15 protein-coding genes and 2 pseudogenes are annotated in these 16,050 nt (G+C 59.4%); 9 read left to right on the top strand and 8 right to left on the bottom strand.

What is annotated here, in order from left to right; genetic code table 11:
• Positions 1-156: 156 nt before the first annotated feature.
• Both IVA74_RS35950 and IVA74_RS35945 read right to left on the bottom strand, forming a co-directional pair.
• Positions 157-396, bottom strand: coding sequence for a hypothetical protein (locus IVA74_RS35950; RefSeq protein WP_247352237.1), 240 nt, complete (start codon positions 394-396; stop codon positions 157-159).
• A gap of 5 nt (positions 397-401) precedes the next feature.
• Positions 402-1,169, bottom strand: coding sequence for a Crp/Fnr family transcriptional regulator (locus IVA74_RS35945; RefSeq protein ID WP_247352236.1), 768 nt, complete (start codon positions 1,167-1,169; stop codon positions 402-404).
• A 363-nt stretch (positions 1,170-1,532) separates the two neighbouring features.
• On the opposite strand from IVA74_RS35945, the gene IVA74_RS35940 reads away from it, so the two are divergent.
• On the top strand, positions 1,533-1,709 hold the full coding sequence (locus tag IVA74_RS35940; protein WP_247352235.1) for a hypothetical protein: 177 nt from the start codon (positions 1,533-1,535) through the stop codon (positions 1,707-1,709).
• Between the two features lie 439 nt (positions 1,710-2,148).
• On the opposite strand, the gene IVA74_RS35935 is transcribed toward IVA74_RS35940, so the two are convergent.
• The 3 genes and pseudogenes from IVA74_RS35935 to IVA74_RS35925 form a co-directional block, all read right to left on the bottom strand.
• Complete coding sequence (locus IVA74_RS35935) at positions 2,149-2,313, bottom strand: DUF2934 domain-containing protein (protein WP_247352234.1); 165 nt, start codon at positions 2,311-2,313, stop codon at positions 2,149-2,151.
• Between the two features lie 75 nt (positions 2,314-2,388).
• Positions 2,389-2,660: pseudogene (locus IVA74_RS35930) on the bottom strand (hypothetical protein).
• Between the two features lie 1,042 nt (positions 2,661-3,702).
• On the bottom strand, positions 3,703-4,071 hold the full coding sequence (locus tag IVA74_RS35925; protein ID WP_247352233.1) for a hypothetical protein: 369 nt from the start codon (positions 4,069-4,071) through the stop codon (positions 3,703-3,705).
• Positions 4,072-4,797: 726 nt separating this feature from the next.
• Here IVA74_RS35925 and IVA74_RS35920 point away from each other — a divergent pair.
• From IVA74_RS35920 to IVA74_RS35910, 3 genes are all read left to right on the top strand, one after another.
• Positions 4,798-7,233: a PAS domain-containing sensor histidine kinase gene (locus IVA74_RS35920; protein WP_247352232.1), complete on the top strand. Its 2,436-nt coding sequence runs from the start codon at positions 4,798-4,800 to the stop codon at positions 7,231-7,233.
• A complete protein-coding gene (locus tag IVA74_RS35915) occupies positions 7,230-7,901 on the top strand; it encodes a response regulator (RefSeq protein WP_247352231.1) in 672 nt (223 codons plus the stop codon). Before IVA74_RS35920 ends, IVA74_RS35915 begins: the two co-directional genes overlap by 4 nt.
• An 85-nt stretch (positions 7,902-7,986) precedes the next feature.
• Entirely contained in the window at positions 7,987-8,376 is a 390-nt protein-coding gene (locus IVA74_RS35910) for a response regulator (protein WP_247352255.1), read from the top strand.
• Positions 8,377-9,757: 1,381 nt separating this feature from the next.
• Here IVA74_RS35910 and IVA74_RS35905 read toward each other — a convergent pair.
• The 3 genes and pseudogenes from IVA74_RS35905 to IVA74_RS35895 all read right to left on the bottom strand — a co-directional run.
• Positions 9,758-10,147, bottom strand: a pseudogene (locus tag IVA74_RS35905) (IS481 family transposase); the annotation flags it as partial.
• A 127-nt stretch (positions 10,148-10,274) separates the two neighbouring features.
• Positions 10,275-10,781, bottom strand: a complete 507-nt coding sequence (locus tag IVA74_RS35900; protein ID WP_247352230.1) for an Hsp20/alpha crystallin family protein — start codon at positions 10,779-10,781, stop codon at positions 10,275-10,277.
• 317 nt (positions 10,782-11,098) lie between these two features.
• Positions 11,099-11,425 (bottom strand): hypothetical protein, encoded by a 327-nt coding sequence (locus IVA74_RS35895; RefSeq protein WP_247352229.1) that lies wholly within the window; start codon positions 11,423-11,425, stop codon positions 11,099-11,101.
• A gap of 358 nt (positions 11,426-11,783) precedes the next feature.
• Between IVA74_RS35895 and IVA74_RS35890 the strand changes: the two genes are divergently transcribed.
• From IVA74_RS35890 to IVA74_RS35870, 5 genes are all read left to right on the top strand, one after another.
• A complete protein-coding gene (locus IVA74_RS35890) occupies positions 11,784-13,775 on the top strand; it encodes a protein-L-isoaspartate(D-aspartate) O-methyltransferase (protein WP_247352254.1) in 1,992 nt (663 codons plus the stop codon).
• Between the two features lie 4 nt (positions 13,776-13,779).
• Positions 13,780-14,667 carry a hypothetical protein gene (locus IVA74_RS35885; RefSeq protein ID WP_247352228.1) on the top strand — a complete coding sequence of 296 codons (888 nt, stop codon included), beginning with the start codon at positions 13,780-13,782 and terminating at the stop codon, positions 14,665-14,667.
• 120 nt (positions 14,668-14,787) lie between these two features.
• Positions 14,788-15,003: a hypothetical protein gene (locus IVA74_RS35880; protein WP_247352227.1), complete on the top strand. Its 216-nt coding sequence runs from the start codon at positions 14,788-14,790 to the stop codon at positions 15,001-15,003.
• Positions 15,004-15,046: 43 nt separating this feature from the next.
• Positions 15,047-15,637 carry an NADH-quinone oxidoreductase subunit B family protein gene (locus IVA74_RS35875; RefSeq protein WP_345946890.1) on the top strand — a complete coding sequence of 197 codons (591 nt, stop codon included), beginning with the start codon at positions 15,047-15,049 and terminating at the stop codon, positions 15,635-15,637.
• Between the two features lie 173 nt (positions 15,638-15,810).
• A complete protein-coding gene (locus IVA74_RS35870) occupies positions 15,811-15,969 on the top strand; it encodes a hypothetical protein (RefSeq protein ID WP_247352226.1) in 159 nt (52 codons plus the stop codon).
• The last annotated feature ends 81 nt before the right edge of the window (positions 15,970-16,050 follow it).

Raw genomic sequence — 16,050 nt, 5'->3', positions numbered from 1 at the left:
CGCAGTTGGTTAGGCGCGACCCGAGGCTGCCTGTTTTCCGTCACCGGTCCAAATCACCAGCCCATCGATTTTTCTTCGGCTTGCTCCTACGGCCTAGCGACCTGATGGAGCGCGCGCCGATTCGATCGTGCCGTTAGCGGCGGTAGTGACGCCTGCCTACCCATCGCCGGCTGAAGTATGCTCAATAATGGCAGAGACACTCAAAACACCGCCGGTGTCGTCCCTAACCCAAATAGCTATCCGTCCAGGCCGGCCGGCAAAGGTGAAGTCGCGCACGGCCTCGCCAAGGGCGATCAGCGCCATTCTTCGGGCGGCGTCAACGCTGGCGAATTCCTCACCCGCGCTGTCTACGGTAACGAGGTCCGCTTCATGGTAGTCGAAATGATATCGAACCATGCCGGCTAAATCACTCCGGGTGGGGACGTTCCAAAAACATTGCTGAGTTTTGATCTTTCGTTTGGGCTCAGCTCATGAAGATATTCAGGGCTGAACTCGGCTACAGCTTGCAGTTCCTGTGGGCGGAGCAGAGTAACGGTTTGGTTTTCCCATTCAATGAGGCCCAAACCCCTGAGTTCCTGGATCGTCCTGTTCACGTGAACTATCGAAAGTCCACATGCATCGGCAACATCTTGCTGCGTGAGCGGAATCCGGAAGCTGCCGTTGTCCGCCAGCCCAACGAATTCCATGCGAGTGGTAAGCTCGCAAAGAAGATGCGCGAGTCGACCTAAGGCTTGGCGGGCTCCGAGATTCTCAACCCATTCGCGATAGATGGAAGCCTGTATCAGCGTTTCGCGCCAAAAAGCGTGTGCAAGTCCGAGAGAGTCGGTCATCATCTCTCTGAGAGATGAATGAAGCACAGCGGCGATCGTCGAATTGCCTATGCTGCAAAGATCACAATCCGCGATCGGCAAATGCAGGGTAGGCAAGTCGGGCATGTCCCCAGCCATGTAGAACGAGGAGATCTGATTTCGATCATTCACCACTCTTTGCCGAGCTAGAAAGCCGTCGATCACAACGATGCAGCTGCTGGGCTTGTCTCCTTCGCGAACCGCGTATTCGCCATCAGCCAGGGATTTCACCCTGTATGGAATGCGCGTGAGTCTAACCTTATCTCGTTCAGATAAACCGCCGACCGCCTGTAGGCGCGCTATTAGCTTCTGATGCGGCATTCATGCTTCCGTGCGATGCAGGCGGGAGCCCAGTTGGTCTCTCAGCCACCGACGCCTACGGACAAAGCCTTGGCCAGTGATGGCATAGTAACGCATGAGGGTGGGCGGAGTGCAACCGACGATTTAGGAAAATTCCAAGTCAAGCCTTGGACTTGTCCGATTCAGCCTGCTTTTTTCGAATCCGGCAATGGCCTACCTCAGAGACGCGAAGCCGGTCCCAATCCCTCCGTCGCGACGAACAGTTTCTTTCTTCTCGGGCAGCCTGGCGCGCCCTCAAACGTATGAGCGACCTTTGCCAGACGCGCGCGGTACGCAAATCCGCGCGACTTCAGATTTAACCTCACGTCTCAATTTAGGATACAAATGTCCAACGACCTCGTAGTCCAACTCGGCGCAAAACTGGACCAATTCGCCAGCGATATGAATCAAGCTGGCGATATGGCGGATGCAGCAATTGATCGCATTGAACGATCATTCGCCAATTTGAATCCGACTGCGGGCGGCTTTGCGTCGCTCGGCGATGCCGCCGCCATCGCGTGAGGAGTTTCGAGACGCAAGCTTTGACTTGATTGCCGACGTGGAGAAGGTCGATCCTGAATCCTATCTGCTGCACTGCATGGAGATTCAGCGCCGCAAGCGCTTCGATGGACGCCATGTTGTCGGCGGCCTTGCGTATTGACAACGATCACGGCAAGCGACATCACACAAGCCGTTCGGCAACGAACGCCCGGAGCGCCTCTCATGCCCACGCCGGAGACAAGACCGACAACCATTGAGGGTTGGACCGTTCTTGATGTTAGAGGCGGGATGGCGGTTCTTGGAGGGCCCGACGGGGTTCGGATGGCAACACGGGCCGACACCGTTCCCGGCATCGGACGAATCGACTCCATCGTGCGTTGGGCAACCGCTGGATCGTTGCAACAGCCAGTGGATTGATCTCGACGCCATAGAAGGCGCGCGGACCTCTCTTCCTTGTTTTCTACAGCGTATCCGGCGTTTTGAGTTCGTGGTGGATCAGCTCTTCCTTCAGCTGTCGCTCCGCTTCCAAATAGAACTCTTGATCCCGCCCCTTAGGCATTCCCGCTTGCTCCCACAGCTGATATGCGCGGCGCTCGACGTCCTTCTGGGTCAAAGGACCTGCCATGGTGCGTTACTCCCAATGAGACCAAGCGCGGCTTAGGCTGACCGCCCTGTTCGCGTAGTTCTTGTACGGTTCTCCCTAATCCACATCCGGCTCATCATGCCGTTGCAGCTGCAGGACATCACCGCTCCGCACCTGATCGATCAGCGCAAGTTCAGTCGCATTCAAGGTAGCTGAGGCCCCATGCCGCCGTGATGTCAAGGAAAATTGGAAGTCCTGAACGGCCGACTTAATTTCGTCGCTGACCTTGAGAACTCTTTTTCTGCTGTTGCGCCAGTTATGTGCAGAGTAAAGCACGGGTACGGCAGAGCGAGCATGTCACGCTTGTCATTGCGATAGACATCAAACACTTTTCGACCCCGCTGATCATCTTGAACAAAGCAACAAACATGTTTTGTCGTCTCAATGGACGAGCTTAGGATCTCGAACGGCTGTGCGGGTTCTAAATCTGCAGCACCGCGACTTTTGCTTCACCGCGTTCCGGATCTGGAACGAACTGATGCAAACTCGGACCATCGCCAAATTGGGCGCGCTAGGCAGTTCTTTGAGCGATGCCGTGAACGGCACGAGACGGGACGACCGGCTTGTAATCCTCCTGTGCGGAGCGAAGATGTCCTGGTGTCGCAACAGCAATGATCAGCCGGACGTGGTTCTGGGAAGGTATACTCTCGGGCAAATTTAGGAGACCCGCACTTCAGAGATAAGTTGCGCGTCCGCACACGCCGGCAGCGGCCGCAGCCTCCGCGCCCTAGCTTCGCAACGCCGGGGCTGGACGCGGCGCGAAGCTGGATGCAGTGACTGCGGCCGACCACTCTGCGCGGCCCTCATCGGCTAGCCGTCACCTCCTTCCGTGGTCAGAAGGTTCGTGCGCGCGCAGAAACGCGTCCGTCAGCGAGCGCGAGAGCGCGCTCATCTGCATCAGCCAGCTCCAGCTCGAAGTGGCCGCCAACACCGTGATCGTCTCGAGCGAACTGTGGTAAGGCCAGAGCATTCCCATGGCCGACTGTTGATAGCGACGGTAGCAATCCGCATCGCAATAACGCCGTCGCGTAGACAAATGCCGGACGTAACTCGCGCCCAATGGCTGGGCGCACGCGCTGCAGGTGGCGCCGTAGCTGGGTCGTCCATGATTGATGAGCATGAATCTCAAGGCCGTGTCCTCTCCTGCCGACAGGCGCATCGCCGATCGTCTCGAGCACGTGTCCGCTCAAGACGCCGCTCGCGTACGCCCCTCGATCAACGGCGCAGCTTCGCCATGAAGCGCGTAGCACTCGTAGTCGCAGTAAGGCAGTTGCGTCCTGGCGTCGCGCAGATAACCAGTGCTGATCTGCTCGCAGCACCATAGACAGAACGTCTTGCGGAAAGGGGTTCTGTCGTTCACCAATATGAATCTCACGTGGCGCCTCCCAGCGCGAAGCAGTAGACCGTGTCGACCAGAGAGGCGGACGGCGGCGGCGCGCAAAAATGGTTGCGGCCGTCGGGATTGTCTCTGTTTCGCTCGACCTTCTGGGACAAGATCAGGATGTATTTCCCGTCTTCCCGGCGTCGCGCGTAGACCCTGCCGTCGATGTATCGTACCTCGGTCGGATAGCAATCCGCATTGTTGCAGCAGCTGAGCACCGGATTGTCGGGCATACGCCAGCTGGAATAGAACTTCTCGTGCAGGAGCTGATCCTGGGGCGGATGATGACGATGTGCACTATCCGGTCCAATCTCGTCGGCCTCCACTCCCGTTATCAACGGAAGCGGCAGCGCGATCATCAAGAGGAGCTTGCAAGCACGGTTCAGCACGCAGCCTCCTGTTCAGAATTGGCGGATGGAGCGGATCGAAGGACAAATCCTCATGCCGCCTGAAATCGGAACAACCATCGGCGGTCGCGTTCGCGACGCGCCCTGAAGCGGTCGAGACATTTTCTGGAGCACAGTGGCGTTCGCCAGGAATAATATCGGATCAGGCCAAACTTGCCGCTACAGACAGCGCAACCTTTTACAGCAGGACCGCGCTCGGAGTGTTCAGGCGTATCGCACATCATACTCTCCCGGCTTCATGGCCGTGGATTCGCTCGTACGCTGACGCAGAGCCATCCACGCTCCGTTCGTGAAATGCAGCCTATTAATCGTGATCAGCCATTCATGCGGCAAGTCGGGCAACGGACGCAGAGCTGTAAGCAGCACATCGAGCTAATTGCCGGCTTGTGCCTTGCACATCGCGTCCCCTCGATTGGTTATGAGACTAATCCGCCCGCAACGGACCGCTCAACTGTACGGAGGTAAATGTGCGCTATGACTTGGGATGCGCGAGCTATACGTAAGTTTGTCCCGTAGTTTCGGACCCCGCCGCACCTTCGCAACGAGACGGCGCAAGGCCGGCAGGCTGCACGGCCACCGCGAATTTCGGCGCGGAGTTCTAACTTGGTCGGAGGGAATTGCTCCCCTTGCTGCAAAGTGCTCTACTTGCTGCGGCCCCAGCGAGCCGGGACGCCTGCGATGATGCCTGGCCAAATCGCGAAATTCGGGAATTCGGCCGCACAATTGCTGCTCGGCGGCCTCGCGGCACTTCGATCTTTCGGCAACGGCGAGAAGGACAGGCCCGCTGTCGGAGATGACTCGCGGCAAGACATCCTCGATCTACGCGACGCCGTGAAGCAGTGGCGCGAGGTGTTCGAGCACAATCCGGTCATGTACTTCATGGTCGATCGGGCCGGAACGGTGCTCAACGTCAATACATTCGGCGCCGCACAGCTGGGCTACACCGCGGCCGAGCTGATTGGCCAGTCCGTGCTCAACGTCTTCTTCGAGGAGGACCACGACTTTGTTCGCCGATGTGTAGCATTGTCCCTGGAAACCCTGCACCAGTCGCATACTTGGGAGATTCGCAAGTTCCGGAAGGACGGATCGGTCCTTTGGGTCCGTGAAAACGCCAAGGCGATGCTGCGCGGCGACGGTACGCCGATCGTGCTGGTCGCCTGCGAAAACATTACCCAGCGCAAGGAGGCGGAGGATGCGCTACGCCAGAGCGAGGCCTACCTCGCCCAGGCCCAGGAACTGAGCCGCACCGGCAGCTTCGGCCTGAACATCGCAACAGGCGCGATCGTCTGGTCAAGGGAAACCTTTCGCATCTTCCAATGCGACCTGGCGGTGAAGCCGACCTTGGATTTTGTTGTCCAGCGCATCCATCCGGAAGATCGCGCTGCGGTCAGCAAGACCCTCGATCGAGCCGCCCGCCGAGCAGCGGATTTCGACCATGAATATCGCCTGCTGATGCCTGACGGATCAGTCAAATATCTCCATTCCGTAGCACGCGCGGTCAGACATGGATCCGGGCTCATCGAATTTGTCGGGGCTGTCACCGATGTCACGGTTGCAAAAGAGGCGGAACAGAGGCTGCGCCGCAGCGAGGCCTATTTGGCCGAGGCACAGCGGCTCAGCCATACAAGCAGCTGGGCCTGGGATGTGCGTCGTCAGGAGTTTGCCTACCGATCGGCTGAACTCTACCGCCTGTTCGGATTTGACCCAGGCCCGATCGAAGTACCGGCGCGGGCTTTCCAGCAACGCATCCTCCCTGAGGATTTCCAACGGATCGTCGAGGTGGAACGTCGGGCCGTCCGGCGAAAGGAACCCTTTGAAGTTGACTTTTGCATTGCGCGCCCGGACGGCTCGATACGACGAGTCCATACCGAGGGACATCCCATCGTCAACAGCGACGGCGAAGTGATGGAGATCATCGGTACCCACGTGGATGTCACCGAGCAGATCGCTGCAAAAGAAGCGCTGCAAAGGGCATTTGATGAACTCAAGACATCCGAGCAGCGGTTCCGGGACTATGCTGAAACGGCATCTGACTGGTTTTGGGAGACCGGGTCGGATCATCGTATCACGCAGATATCGGAACACGCCGATACGGCCAGTGCTACGCCGACGGGCTTGATTGGCCTGAGCCGTTGGGACATTCCGCCCGACGTTGAGCTTGAGCCGGGAAAGTGGGAGCAGCATCGCGCGACGCTCGACGCCCACCTCCCGTTCCGCGATCTGGTTTACCGCGGCAGGGATCGCAATGGATCTCCAATTTACGTGCGCACCAGCGGCAAGCCCTTACATGATGCGGACGGCCATTTTCTCGGATATCGGGGCGTCAGCAGCGATGTGACGGCGGCTATCCGCGCCGAGCAGGCTGAAGAAGCGCTACGCAAAGCGCAAGCCGAGCTCGCCCATGTCACACGCATCACGACGCTCGGCGAACTCACCGCCTCGATAGCCCACGAAATCAACCAGCCTCTTGCCGCCGTGATCTCCAATGCGGACGCCTGTATCAGCTGGCTCGGTCGCGACCCGGCCAATCTGGATGCTGCGCGACGTTCCGTGGAATGGATTGTCGAGGACGCCAATCGGGCTAGCGAGGTGATCCGCCGGATTCGGGCGCTCGCGAAGAAGACCGAAATCGAGATGGTTGCGCTCGACATCAATCAGGTTGTCAGGGAGGTGATAGCCTTCGTTCGGCGCGAGCTCGCTACAAATGCCGTGTCGGTGCGAATGGAGTTGTCGTCCGGCCTGCCCAAGATTTGCGGCGATCGGATCCAGCTCCAGCAGGTGCTGATCAACCTTGTCGTGAACGGGATCGAAGCCATGCAAGCCAATGTTGACCGTCCGCGCGAGTTGGCGATCCGCTCCAGTCAGGCTGGCGAGGACGGCGACCGCCACCTGCTCCTCACCGTGAGAGATCGCGGTGTCGGCCTTGGCTGCGACGTGACAGACCACATCTTCACGCCGTTCTTCACCACAAAGTCGAGCGGCCTGGGCATGGGACTATCTATCTGCCGATCGATCATCGAGGCTCACGCCGGCCGGCTTTCGGCCCTTCCCAATGAGGGGAGCGGCGCAACGTTCCAGATTGCCCTGCCCTTCCCACACAAGGACACGTCGTGACGGACCACGCCAAGCCGATGCAGGCACAGGCGAGTGCCGACGATCCGATCGTCCTGATCGTCGATGACGATCCGTCGATGCGGCGTGCGCTCACCAATCTTTTTCAATCGGTCGGCCTCAGGGTCGAGGCCTTCGGCTCAGCGGCGGAGGTCATGGAAGCCAAGCCGCCGGTGGTCCCCAGTTGCCTTGTGCTCGACATCCGGCTGCCGGGCTCGAGCGGCTTCGACCTCCAGACGGACCTCGCGAAGGCCAACATTCGCACGCCCATTATCTTCATCACCGGCCATGGCGATATTCCCATGACTGTCAGGGCCATGAAGAGCGGCGCCATCGATTTTCTGACCAAGCCGGTGCGCGACCAGGACATGCTGGATGCGGTTCAGGCTGCCATCGATCGAGATCGCAGGCGGCGCAATGCCGAGAAGTCGGTCGCAGGAGTGCGGTCCCGTTTCGAGGGTCTGACCGCGCGCCAGCGCGACATCCTCGCCCTGGTTGCGTCCGGCCTGATGAACAAGCAAGTCGCCGCCGAGCTTGGATTGGCAGAGATTACCGTCAAGATCTATCGCGGACAGATCATGCGGAAAATGGGCGCCAAGTCATTGGCCGATCTCGTCAGAATGACCGAGGCGCTCGGAATCCCACGCCCAGGGGGAAACGTGCAAACCTAAGTATGCTTTTCAAGCTTGCTACGAGGGCCCAGTTTCCGGTGGGCGCTGCACCATGATCGGCAGCCCCCGATCAGGAGCGATCATCTTGTCAGCCCCCTCGGTCATTTCCGTCATTGACGACGATCCATCAGTCCGCCTTGCAACGAATAATCTCCTGACGTCGCGGGGATACGCTGTCTCCATCTTTGGCTCCGCTCGCGAATTTCTCCAGTCGGCAGAACTGAAGACGACGTCCTGCGTCATCGCGGATGTGCAGATGTCGGCCATGAGTGGTGTCGATCTGTTGGTGCATATTCGCGGCCTGGGCCACCACACGCCTTTCATTTTCGTGACGGCCTTTCCAGACGACGCCGCGGTGCGCGAGCGCGCGCTGAAGGCCGGCGCCATCTGCTTTCTCGCGAAGCCGTTTTCGACGCCGGCTCTGATTCACTGTCTGGAGACCGCTCTGTCCGGGTCCGGTGTAGCCACGAAATAGTGGGCCGCCAGCACTCTTGCGAGAGTGGTTGAGAAGCTCCAAATTATCGAGGCATGAACATAGCAAAAACCGCTCTCAGAGCTGGTCCCGTTTGTCTGAACAGAATCTCCGCTTGGATCAGTGGAGCTTCTGCCGGGGTTAACGGACGTAGCTGTTGTGGCGATTGACGTTTGCTCTCGGGCGCATAGCGGCGTTGGATTCAGCGCGGTACGTTCTCGATCATTCGGAACGGTCGTTGTTGCATTGTTCGGTGGGCTCGAAAGAGGAGTAAGGCCCAAAGCTCTCCAGCAGATCGCGCCATGGTACGCCTGACCTCGCGCGCCTTTACCGCAGAGACTGATGATCGTGATCCGACTAGTTTTTGGACATTGCCAATGCGCACACCTCTGGATTCCTCAATGGCACGCGCTCGATCGCTGGTCCCAAGGAGCTCATTCAATTGGGCGAACGCTCTAAGTTCGTTCACGATGGGGCGCCTGGACCGCGCATCTCTAAAGAAGTCGAGGCGCGCAGAAAGTTCGCCTTCACCAAGACGGGGCCACCCGCCGTTCGTCCGTTTGGCCTGTACCGTCTTCCCGCAGACAGAATCCGTATTGGGTAGCGACGTTGTGCCGCCCGGCGGTGCGGCGTGACGAGTGGGCAGGAGTGGCTCGGCTGTAGTTTGATGGATTGATGTCCAGTCCGCCCCTGGGCACCTCGAGCAGAGGAGCTTCCTGAAATCCAGCTCCGCCGTCCTTTGGCAACGAATGGTGGGTGCGGCGGATCCGCTATGGTCTCTGCCGCTTCCTCAGGCGGGCTCCGACAGTTAGTCGATGCACTCGACCACCGATTGACCACCGAAACCCCGTGAACAAACGGCGATAAAGGTGGTCAATCCCGCCCAAAGCTCACTGTTTTCGTTGATCTTTTCGATCGCTACTTACGTTCGGGACGTAGGGAGGTGCCTCGCTCAGATCGGGACTTGAAGCGTGTTGGTATCGGTGTTTGCGTCTCCGGGAATTGAACCTGCGCAGGCCAGGTGGATCGCGAGGTTATTGCCCTCGGTGTACGAGACGGCTCATTCCGACAAAGAGAAAACCTATTGCGGGTTCAATGCAGGTGGGACGAAACGTTTGTCGGAATGACGATTGATCTTGCTGCGAAATCACACGCCTCTTAATCAGCGGCTCCGTCCGAATCGTAAATTTTATGTCAACGCACGGGCGTGCGAGGACCGCGTAAGAACGGCGGCTCCTGGCGGGCTATGAAGGCGCGACGTCGGGAGTTAAGCTGCCCTCCTGTAAGAGAATAGCGCCTCCACAATAGTGGGTTTAGCCATGTAGCGGTCTCCCGCTACCAACGGCCTTGTGTCCAGCCCGGAGACATCGGTAACAGGTCGTCCCTAAGACATGGGTGACAACCTCGTGCCGAACGGGTTGTCGAGGGGTTGCAGGGTTTTCTGCTCCAGGTCGAAATATCCCAAATCATAGTGCATGAAGCTGACGAGCCAAATGCCGTCGTCGACCTCCTTGATGCCGAGTTTCTGGCCGGCCAGCACGGTCGAGATGTTGATTCGCTTGCGATGCAGGCAAAGGCGCCCGCAAGCGGTCACGAGAACCTCGCGATCGTGGAACGGATAGATCAACTCGGGCAAGCCATCGTAACGGCGTGGTGAGGCGCGATAGAGTTCGGCGGGGCATTTCATTCCCAGCGCGTCATGCGGCCGTTCGGCATTGAACTCGCGGACGAAGGCGTCGAAGCGGTCCTGCTGCATCAGGCTGTTGGCGCCCGGCATCCCGGCTTCTTTCAGCGATAAAGTCAGGCGCGATACTAATGGCTCGTCACCCGCGGCCGGCGCAAATTCCCATCGTCACGCCGAGCCCCCAACTCGGCGAGACTCTCGCGGGCAAACGAGTACGTCAGCCGTTGCGATTTATAGCGATGCGGCGAACGTTGCGCTTCGCTTCCGCGGATTTTGGCGCCGTAATTGTCAGTACGCCATTCTTGAACGCGGCTGAGACTTCATCCTCATTGACGTCCTGTAGCGGAATGCGCCGCTCGAAGCGGCCGTAGTACCGTTCACTGAAACGCCGATCCTTATCTACCGACTCCGATTTCTTCTCACCGGAGATCGAGAGAACGCCATTTGCAATTTGCAGACTGACGTCCTTCTCCTCGAGACCAGGCAGTTCAGCAGTGATACGCAGCTCTTTGTCCGTTTCGTCAATGTCGATCTGAGGCCAGCCCGGCCCATCCGCCGACCAGGAGGTTAGTCCGAATGGCGCTAGATCGAACCCGCGAAACGCATCGTCGAACATATGATTGATTTCGCGCTGCGACGTATAGAATGGATGCACGTCCGTACTGCGCGGGAGACAAACCTCGCGACTCCTACTATTCCATGGAACGAGATCCTTGATGGACATGATGATCCTCCCTCAACCAGGCTACTTCCTCCGCATACCAACGCGGAAGTTGATTTGCTGATCCAAAAAGTAGCCTCCCGATTTACCGCTTCAAGCCTCTGCCACATTTTTGGCTTGGCTCGGAACCCGCACGCTCTTGGCCAAGCCAGATGATAGCAATCCGATCGCGCCGTACCGCTGAAACGTCGGCAACGAATCGTCAGCGTCTTGTTTCGGGAGAATGTGCGCTCGTGCATCTGCAGCAGCGAGCAAAGAAACCGCCTGGTGAAATGGCCCCGCCTCGGCGGGGCCATGCTGTATGTAGCCGCGGATCCGGTTCACCAATCGGAGGCGATCACATCCGTCGCGTAGTCATATCCCGCGTAGCTGTATCCGGGGTGGTAGCCTCCATAGCCGTACGGCACTATCGGCGCGCGATACGAATATGCTGGAAGCCGGGTGTACCCAGGGCGGCCCACCACGACGGTGCGCTCGCGCACGATCGGCGCCGGTGCGACATAAGCGCTGCCCGGGGCTACGACGACAGGATAGGGCTGGATATAAGGATCCACATAGATGGCCTGCGCGGACGCACTGGTGGCGCCGAGGCCAAACAAGCCGACTATCGCCAAGCCGGCAATTGAGAGCTTGCTCACTCTTGCCATTCTGCAACTCCTTTGCTGCTTGTTGCGACCTTCAAAACGAACCCTCTAGCCGGCGTGGTAGTTCCGGTTCACACCAGTTTTTTGGATAAGTCGTTTTCCGCGTCGCACCGGGATCCGCCAATAGATCGACGCTCTGGAACGAAGTTTTGAAGGACGCGTTCCGTCATGACGCTAAAGATCGAGGCTGCGATGAGCGCAACTGGCCTTGATGTCGTCCACAGACACTGCAGACGACCAATATTTGGTTCGACGAAATTGTCGCTGCACTCAGCCGCGACCGCAAGGACGCCGGCGATGCTCTGCGCGGAATTTCGTCCGGGTGGAGAGCACACCCATGCCGGATGACGAGGTAAAGCCAATGCTTGATCTCGCGCGCGCCCGAGACCAGATGGTTGATATTCAGATTGCCAGACGCGGGGTGCGGGATACCCACGTCTTGGAGGCGCTGCGGCGTGTGCCACGCGAGGTTTTCGTCGAACCCGGTTTCGAAGAATTCGCCTACGAAGACTGCCCACTGCCGATCTGCGAAGGTCAGACCGTCTCGCAACCTTACATCGTCGCGCTGATGATCGAGGCGGCCGAGGTAAAGCCCGGCGACAGCGTTCTCGAAGTAGGCGCTGGCTCCGGCTACGCGGCAGCTGTCCTGAGTCAGATGGCCAACCGGGTCTGCGCCATTGAGCGCCACCCTTCGTTAGGCAAATCCGCCCAGCAACGGTTGAAGAAGCTCGGTTATGACAATGTCGAACTGCGCGTCGGCGATGGCACGCGCGGTTGGCCCGAGGCCGCGCCGTTCGATGCAATCGTGGTCGCGGCTGGCGGACCCGAGGTGCCTTCGGCGCTGAAGGAGCAGCTCGCAATCGGTGGCCGTCTGGTGATTCCGGTAGGCGAGGAAGAGCGCTATCAGACTCTGATAAAGCTCACCCGGAAGAGCGGGTCCGAATTCGAAGAAGAGAATCTTGGCGCCGTCGCGTTCGTGCCATTGATCGGCGAACAGGGCTGGGCGGAGGATGGTCGAAGCGCGGCCACGAGCGGCGCGCAGGACCAATCACGTGGACAAACTTTGTCTGAAATGATCGCCGGCCTGGCCGAACCGCTGCCCAAGCTCGACGACCCCGCTTTCGGACAATTTTTCGATCGCTTCGCCGATCGCCGCGTCGTTTTGCTGGGGGAGGCGAGCCACGGAACATCCGAGTTCTATCGCGCGCGGGCGGCCATCACCATGCGTCTGGTCGAGGAGCATGGTTTCACGATCGTTGCCGTCGAAGCGGATTGGCCCGATGCGGCCGCCGCCGACCGCTATGTACGCCATCGGCCAGCACGTCTTGGAGAGGAGCCGCCATTTCAGCGCTTTCCGACCTGGATGTGGCGCAACACCGATGTGGATGCGTTCCTCGGTTGGATGAGGGAGCACAATGACAATCTCAAGCCGGAGCAGCGCGCCGGCTTTTTTGGTCTCGACCTCTACAACATGAGCGGTTCCATCGCCGCCATTCTCGAATATCTCGACAAAGTCGATCCTGAAGCTGCGGCCGTGGCGCGTGAGCGCTATGCTTGCCTCACGCCCTGGCAGAAAGAACCCTCCACTTACGGCCGAGCGGTGCTCACAGCAGGCTACCGCAAGTGCGAAAAGGCGGTGGTCGATCAATGTCGGGAGCTGCTGCAACGGCGGATCGAATACATTGCTGAGAACGGTGAAGACTTTCTGGATGCCGCGCAGAACGCACGTCTGATCGCCTCCGCCGAGCGCTACTATCGGATCATGTACTATGGTGGCGCTGAATCCTGGAACTTGCGCGACACGCACATGTTCGAGACGCTTGGACATCTGCTTGACGCGCACGGGCCACAATCCAAGGCCGTGGTCTGGGCACATAACTCTCACATCGGCGATGCCCGTCACACCGAAATGGGCGCCGTCCGCGATGAACTGAACATTGGCCAGCTCTGCCGAGAGCGATTTGGCGGCGAGGCTGCACTGATCGGCTTCGGCACGCACACGGGCACCGTGGCAGCGGCTTCTGACTGGGGCGGCGATATGGAAATCAAGCGCGTGCGACCGTCGCATCGCGACAGCTACGAGCGCGCCTGCCACGATGCCAATGTTCCACGCTGCCTACTCGATCTTGGCCGCGATCAGGCAGTCCGGCGCCGTCTTCTGGAGCCGCGGCTGGAGCGGTTCATCGGCGTCATCTACAGGCCGGATACCGAACTAATGAGCCACTACGCCAATGCCTCGCTACCGCAGCAATTCGACGCCTTCGTCTGGTTCGATGAGACCTCGGCGGTTACGCCGCTAGGACCGGAGCACGCCAAGGCCGGCGTGCCCGACACTTATCCATTCGGCTTGTAGCCCGATGCTGCGGGACATCGGCTATGTGCTGGAAAAGCTCGATTGGATGCGGGCCGAGCGGATCTGGCCGAACGGCCTGCGTTATCTCTGGACTGATGCCTTTGGGGTAGTGCTGTATGTCTCGCTTTACCGCGAACTGGGCGAGCGCCGCTGGCTGGACGAAGCCGAACGGCTGGTGAGCGATGTGGAGCGCGTACTCGGCCGTTCGCGCGGGCTGCGCATCGGCGAGGCCGCCGACCGCGACGGACAGTACTTTCACTACCTCGCGATGTGGCTTTTTGCGCTGGCACGGCTGGGCGATGTGAAGCCTGAATACCGTGAACGCGGCATTGCGTTGGCGCGCGACATCCATCGGGCATTCGTCATCCCCGACCGCGGTGTGGTCTGGAAAATGAAAGAAGATTTGAGCGGTCCCTATCCCGGCTATGGTCTGGGCGCCATGGATGCATATGACGGCTATATCAGTTACCGGCTGCTCGACAGCGATGTACTCAGGTCCGAGATCGCGGAAATGAGCGTCATGATCGAGCAGACCTATCGCGGGCTCGAAATCGACCAGGACCTGGCGCTCGGTATGATGCTGTGGCTCGCTCACTTCTTTCCTGAAGAGTCATGGGCCATCGCGCAAGCGCAACGCGCACTGCGGTCGCTCGACACGATGTGGATTGATCCTCCGGGCTATTTCAGTCGGGCGCCGTCGCTGCGCGACACAAAGTTCGCCTTCACCAATTTCGGCGTTTCCCTGGGTCTGCAAGCGACGCATGTCTGGCCCGAGCGCGTCGAGCGCCTAAACACATTTTTTGAAAGCTGGCGATCAGGCGATGAATATGATCGCGAGGCGATCACTTGGGTTATGGCATGCACGTCCCATTATCCAGGGGCGTTCATCTAAGCACCCGCGCAGTCTCGCGCGGCATCAAGAGGAACAGGTTGCCGGCCGGCGACATTTGAGCCGGCCGGCCTGGAACGTTTCGCCTTGCTTTGATTTGGCCCCACAGAGCGCGAGAGCGGCGTGCATTTCTCGAAAACCAATCGGATGCATGGAAACCGAGCCGATCCAGCGATGACAGAAAGGAACGAACGCCAGACGGCGCCCTATCCGGCCGAGAAGGCCAGGGGCGGCGAGATCATTCTCCGCACTCCCCTGCGCCGCGCGATCTTTATCGCAGGCTTGGCGGGAGCTGCAGTGTTGGCCCTGCTTCTCGGCTTCGACCGATTTGCTCATTGAACCAGGCGGTGCGCCGCCAGTGCTGGGCCAGCAGGAGATTTGCATGGGCAAGATTCAACTCATAATGCAAAGCGGGCATTCAGCCACGACGACCGCGCCGGTCGGGACCGTCCATCGCTATGCCGGCACGCAAGGCGCGGACGATCATTTCTTTCGTGAAGTGAACCACGAACTGTCGGACCGGGGGTTTCTGGTCACGTCCGCAGACAATCTGATTACCTGGGCACGTAGCGGCTCGCTGATGTGGATGACCTTCGGTCTCGCCTGCTGCGCGATCGAAATGATGCAGATGGCGATGCCACGCTACGACGCCGAACGCTTCGGCTTTGCCCCGCGTGCCTCGCCGCGCCAGTCCGACGTGATGATTGTTGCCGGCACATTGTGCAACAAAATGGCGCCAGCATTGCGCAAGGTGTACGATCAGATGCCGGAGCCGCGCTATGTGATCTCGATGGGATCGTGCGCCAATGGCGGCGGCTATTACCACTACTCGTATTCGGTGGTGCGCGGTTGCGATCGGATCGTCCCGGTCGACATCTATGTCCCGGGCTGTCCGCCTACCGCCGAGGCGCTGCTGTACGGAGTTATGCTCCTGCAAAAGAAGATACTGCGAACCGGTACGATCGAGCGCTGACAAGCTTGCCGACACCGCGCAACCATCTTTTCGCAGCGGTGGTCGGGGAACGGATCGACAGGCGTTTTCGATGCATCGAGAAGCCGTTTCGTTAATCCCACGAAGTCATCCTGAAACGAACGCCTGCTGTTATGGTGGGCGTCGGGTCTTGGCCGTCTTCACCGGAGAGTGACATGAACGCTGCGATTGCATGGCTGCTGCCCCGCGTGTCCGCGAAATCGATCGCCGACATCGATACCGCGCTTTCGGTGGCGCTGTTTAGTGGCCTGGGCCTGCTGCTGTCCCTCTCTGTTCTGATCGTCGACAAATACACCCCGGGCGAATGGTTCTGAGCTGAGCGCTCCGACTCCAGGGGCCGGATGCGTCTGTGCCTTGACTGCCGGCGAGGTCGCTTGAGGCGGCGTCCGCCCACT

This window comes from Bradyrhizobium sp. 132 (assembly GCF_023074185.1).
Classification (GTDB): domain Bacteria; phylum Pseudomonadota; class Alphaproteobacteria; order Rhizobiales; family Xanthobacteraceae; genus Bradyrhizobium.
The sequence above is the reverse complement of the archived record's forward strand: the minus strand, read 5'-3'. Positions and strand labels throughout refer to the sequence as shown.

Coding starts and splice junctions, on each gene's coding strand:
- IVA74_RS35950 (WP_247352237.1), bottom strand. CDS start 396: ATGGTTCGATATCATTTCGACTACCATGAAGCGGACCTCGTTACCGTA.
- IVA74_RS35945 (WP_247352236.1), bottom strand. CDS start 1,169: ATGCCGCATCAGAAGCTAATAGCGCGCCTACAGGCGGTCGGCGGTTTA.
- IVA74_RS35940 (WP_247352235.1), top strand. CDS start 1,533: ATGTCCAACGACCTCGTAGTCCAACTCGGCGCAAAACTGGACCAATTC.
- IVA74_RS35935 (WP_247352234.1), bottom strand. CDS start 2,313: ATGGCAGGTCCTTTGACCCAGAAGGACGTCGAGCGCCGCGCATATCAG.
- IVA74_RS35925 (WP_247352233.1), bottom strand. CDS start 4,071: ATGATCGCGCTGCCGCTTCCGTTGATAACGGGAGTGGAGGCCGACGAG.
- IVA74_RS35920 (WP_247352232.1), top strand. CDS start 4,798: ATGATGCCTGGCCAAATCGCGAAATTCGGGAATTCGGCCGCACAATTG.
- IVA74_RS35900 (WP_247352230.1), bottom strand. CDS start 10,781: ATGTCCATCAAGGATCTCGTTCCATGGAATAGTAGGAGTCGCGAGGTT.
- IVA74_RS35895 (WP_247352229.1), bottom strand. CDS start 11,425: ATGGCAAGAGTGAGCAAGCTCTCAATTGCCGGCTTGGCGATAGTCGGC.
- IVA74_RS35890 (WP_247352254.1), top strand. CDS start 11,784: ATGCTTGATCTCGCGCGCGCCCGAGACCAGATGGTTGATATTCAGATT.
- IVA74_RS35885 (WP_247352228.1), top strand. CDS start 13,780: ATGCTGCGGGACATCGGCTATGTGCTGGAAAAGCTCGATTGGATGCGG.
- IVA74_RS35875 (WP_345946890.1), top strand. CDS start 15,047: ATGGGCAAGATTCAACTCATAATGCAAAGCGGGCATTCAGCCACGACG.
- IVA74_RS35870 (WP_247352226.1), top strand. CDS start 15,811: ATGAACGCTGCGATTGCATGGCTGCTGCCCCGCGTGTCCGCGAAATCG.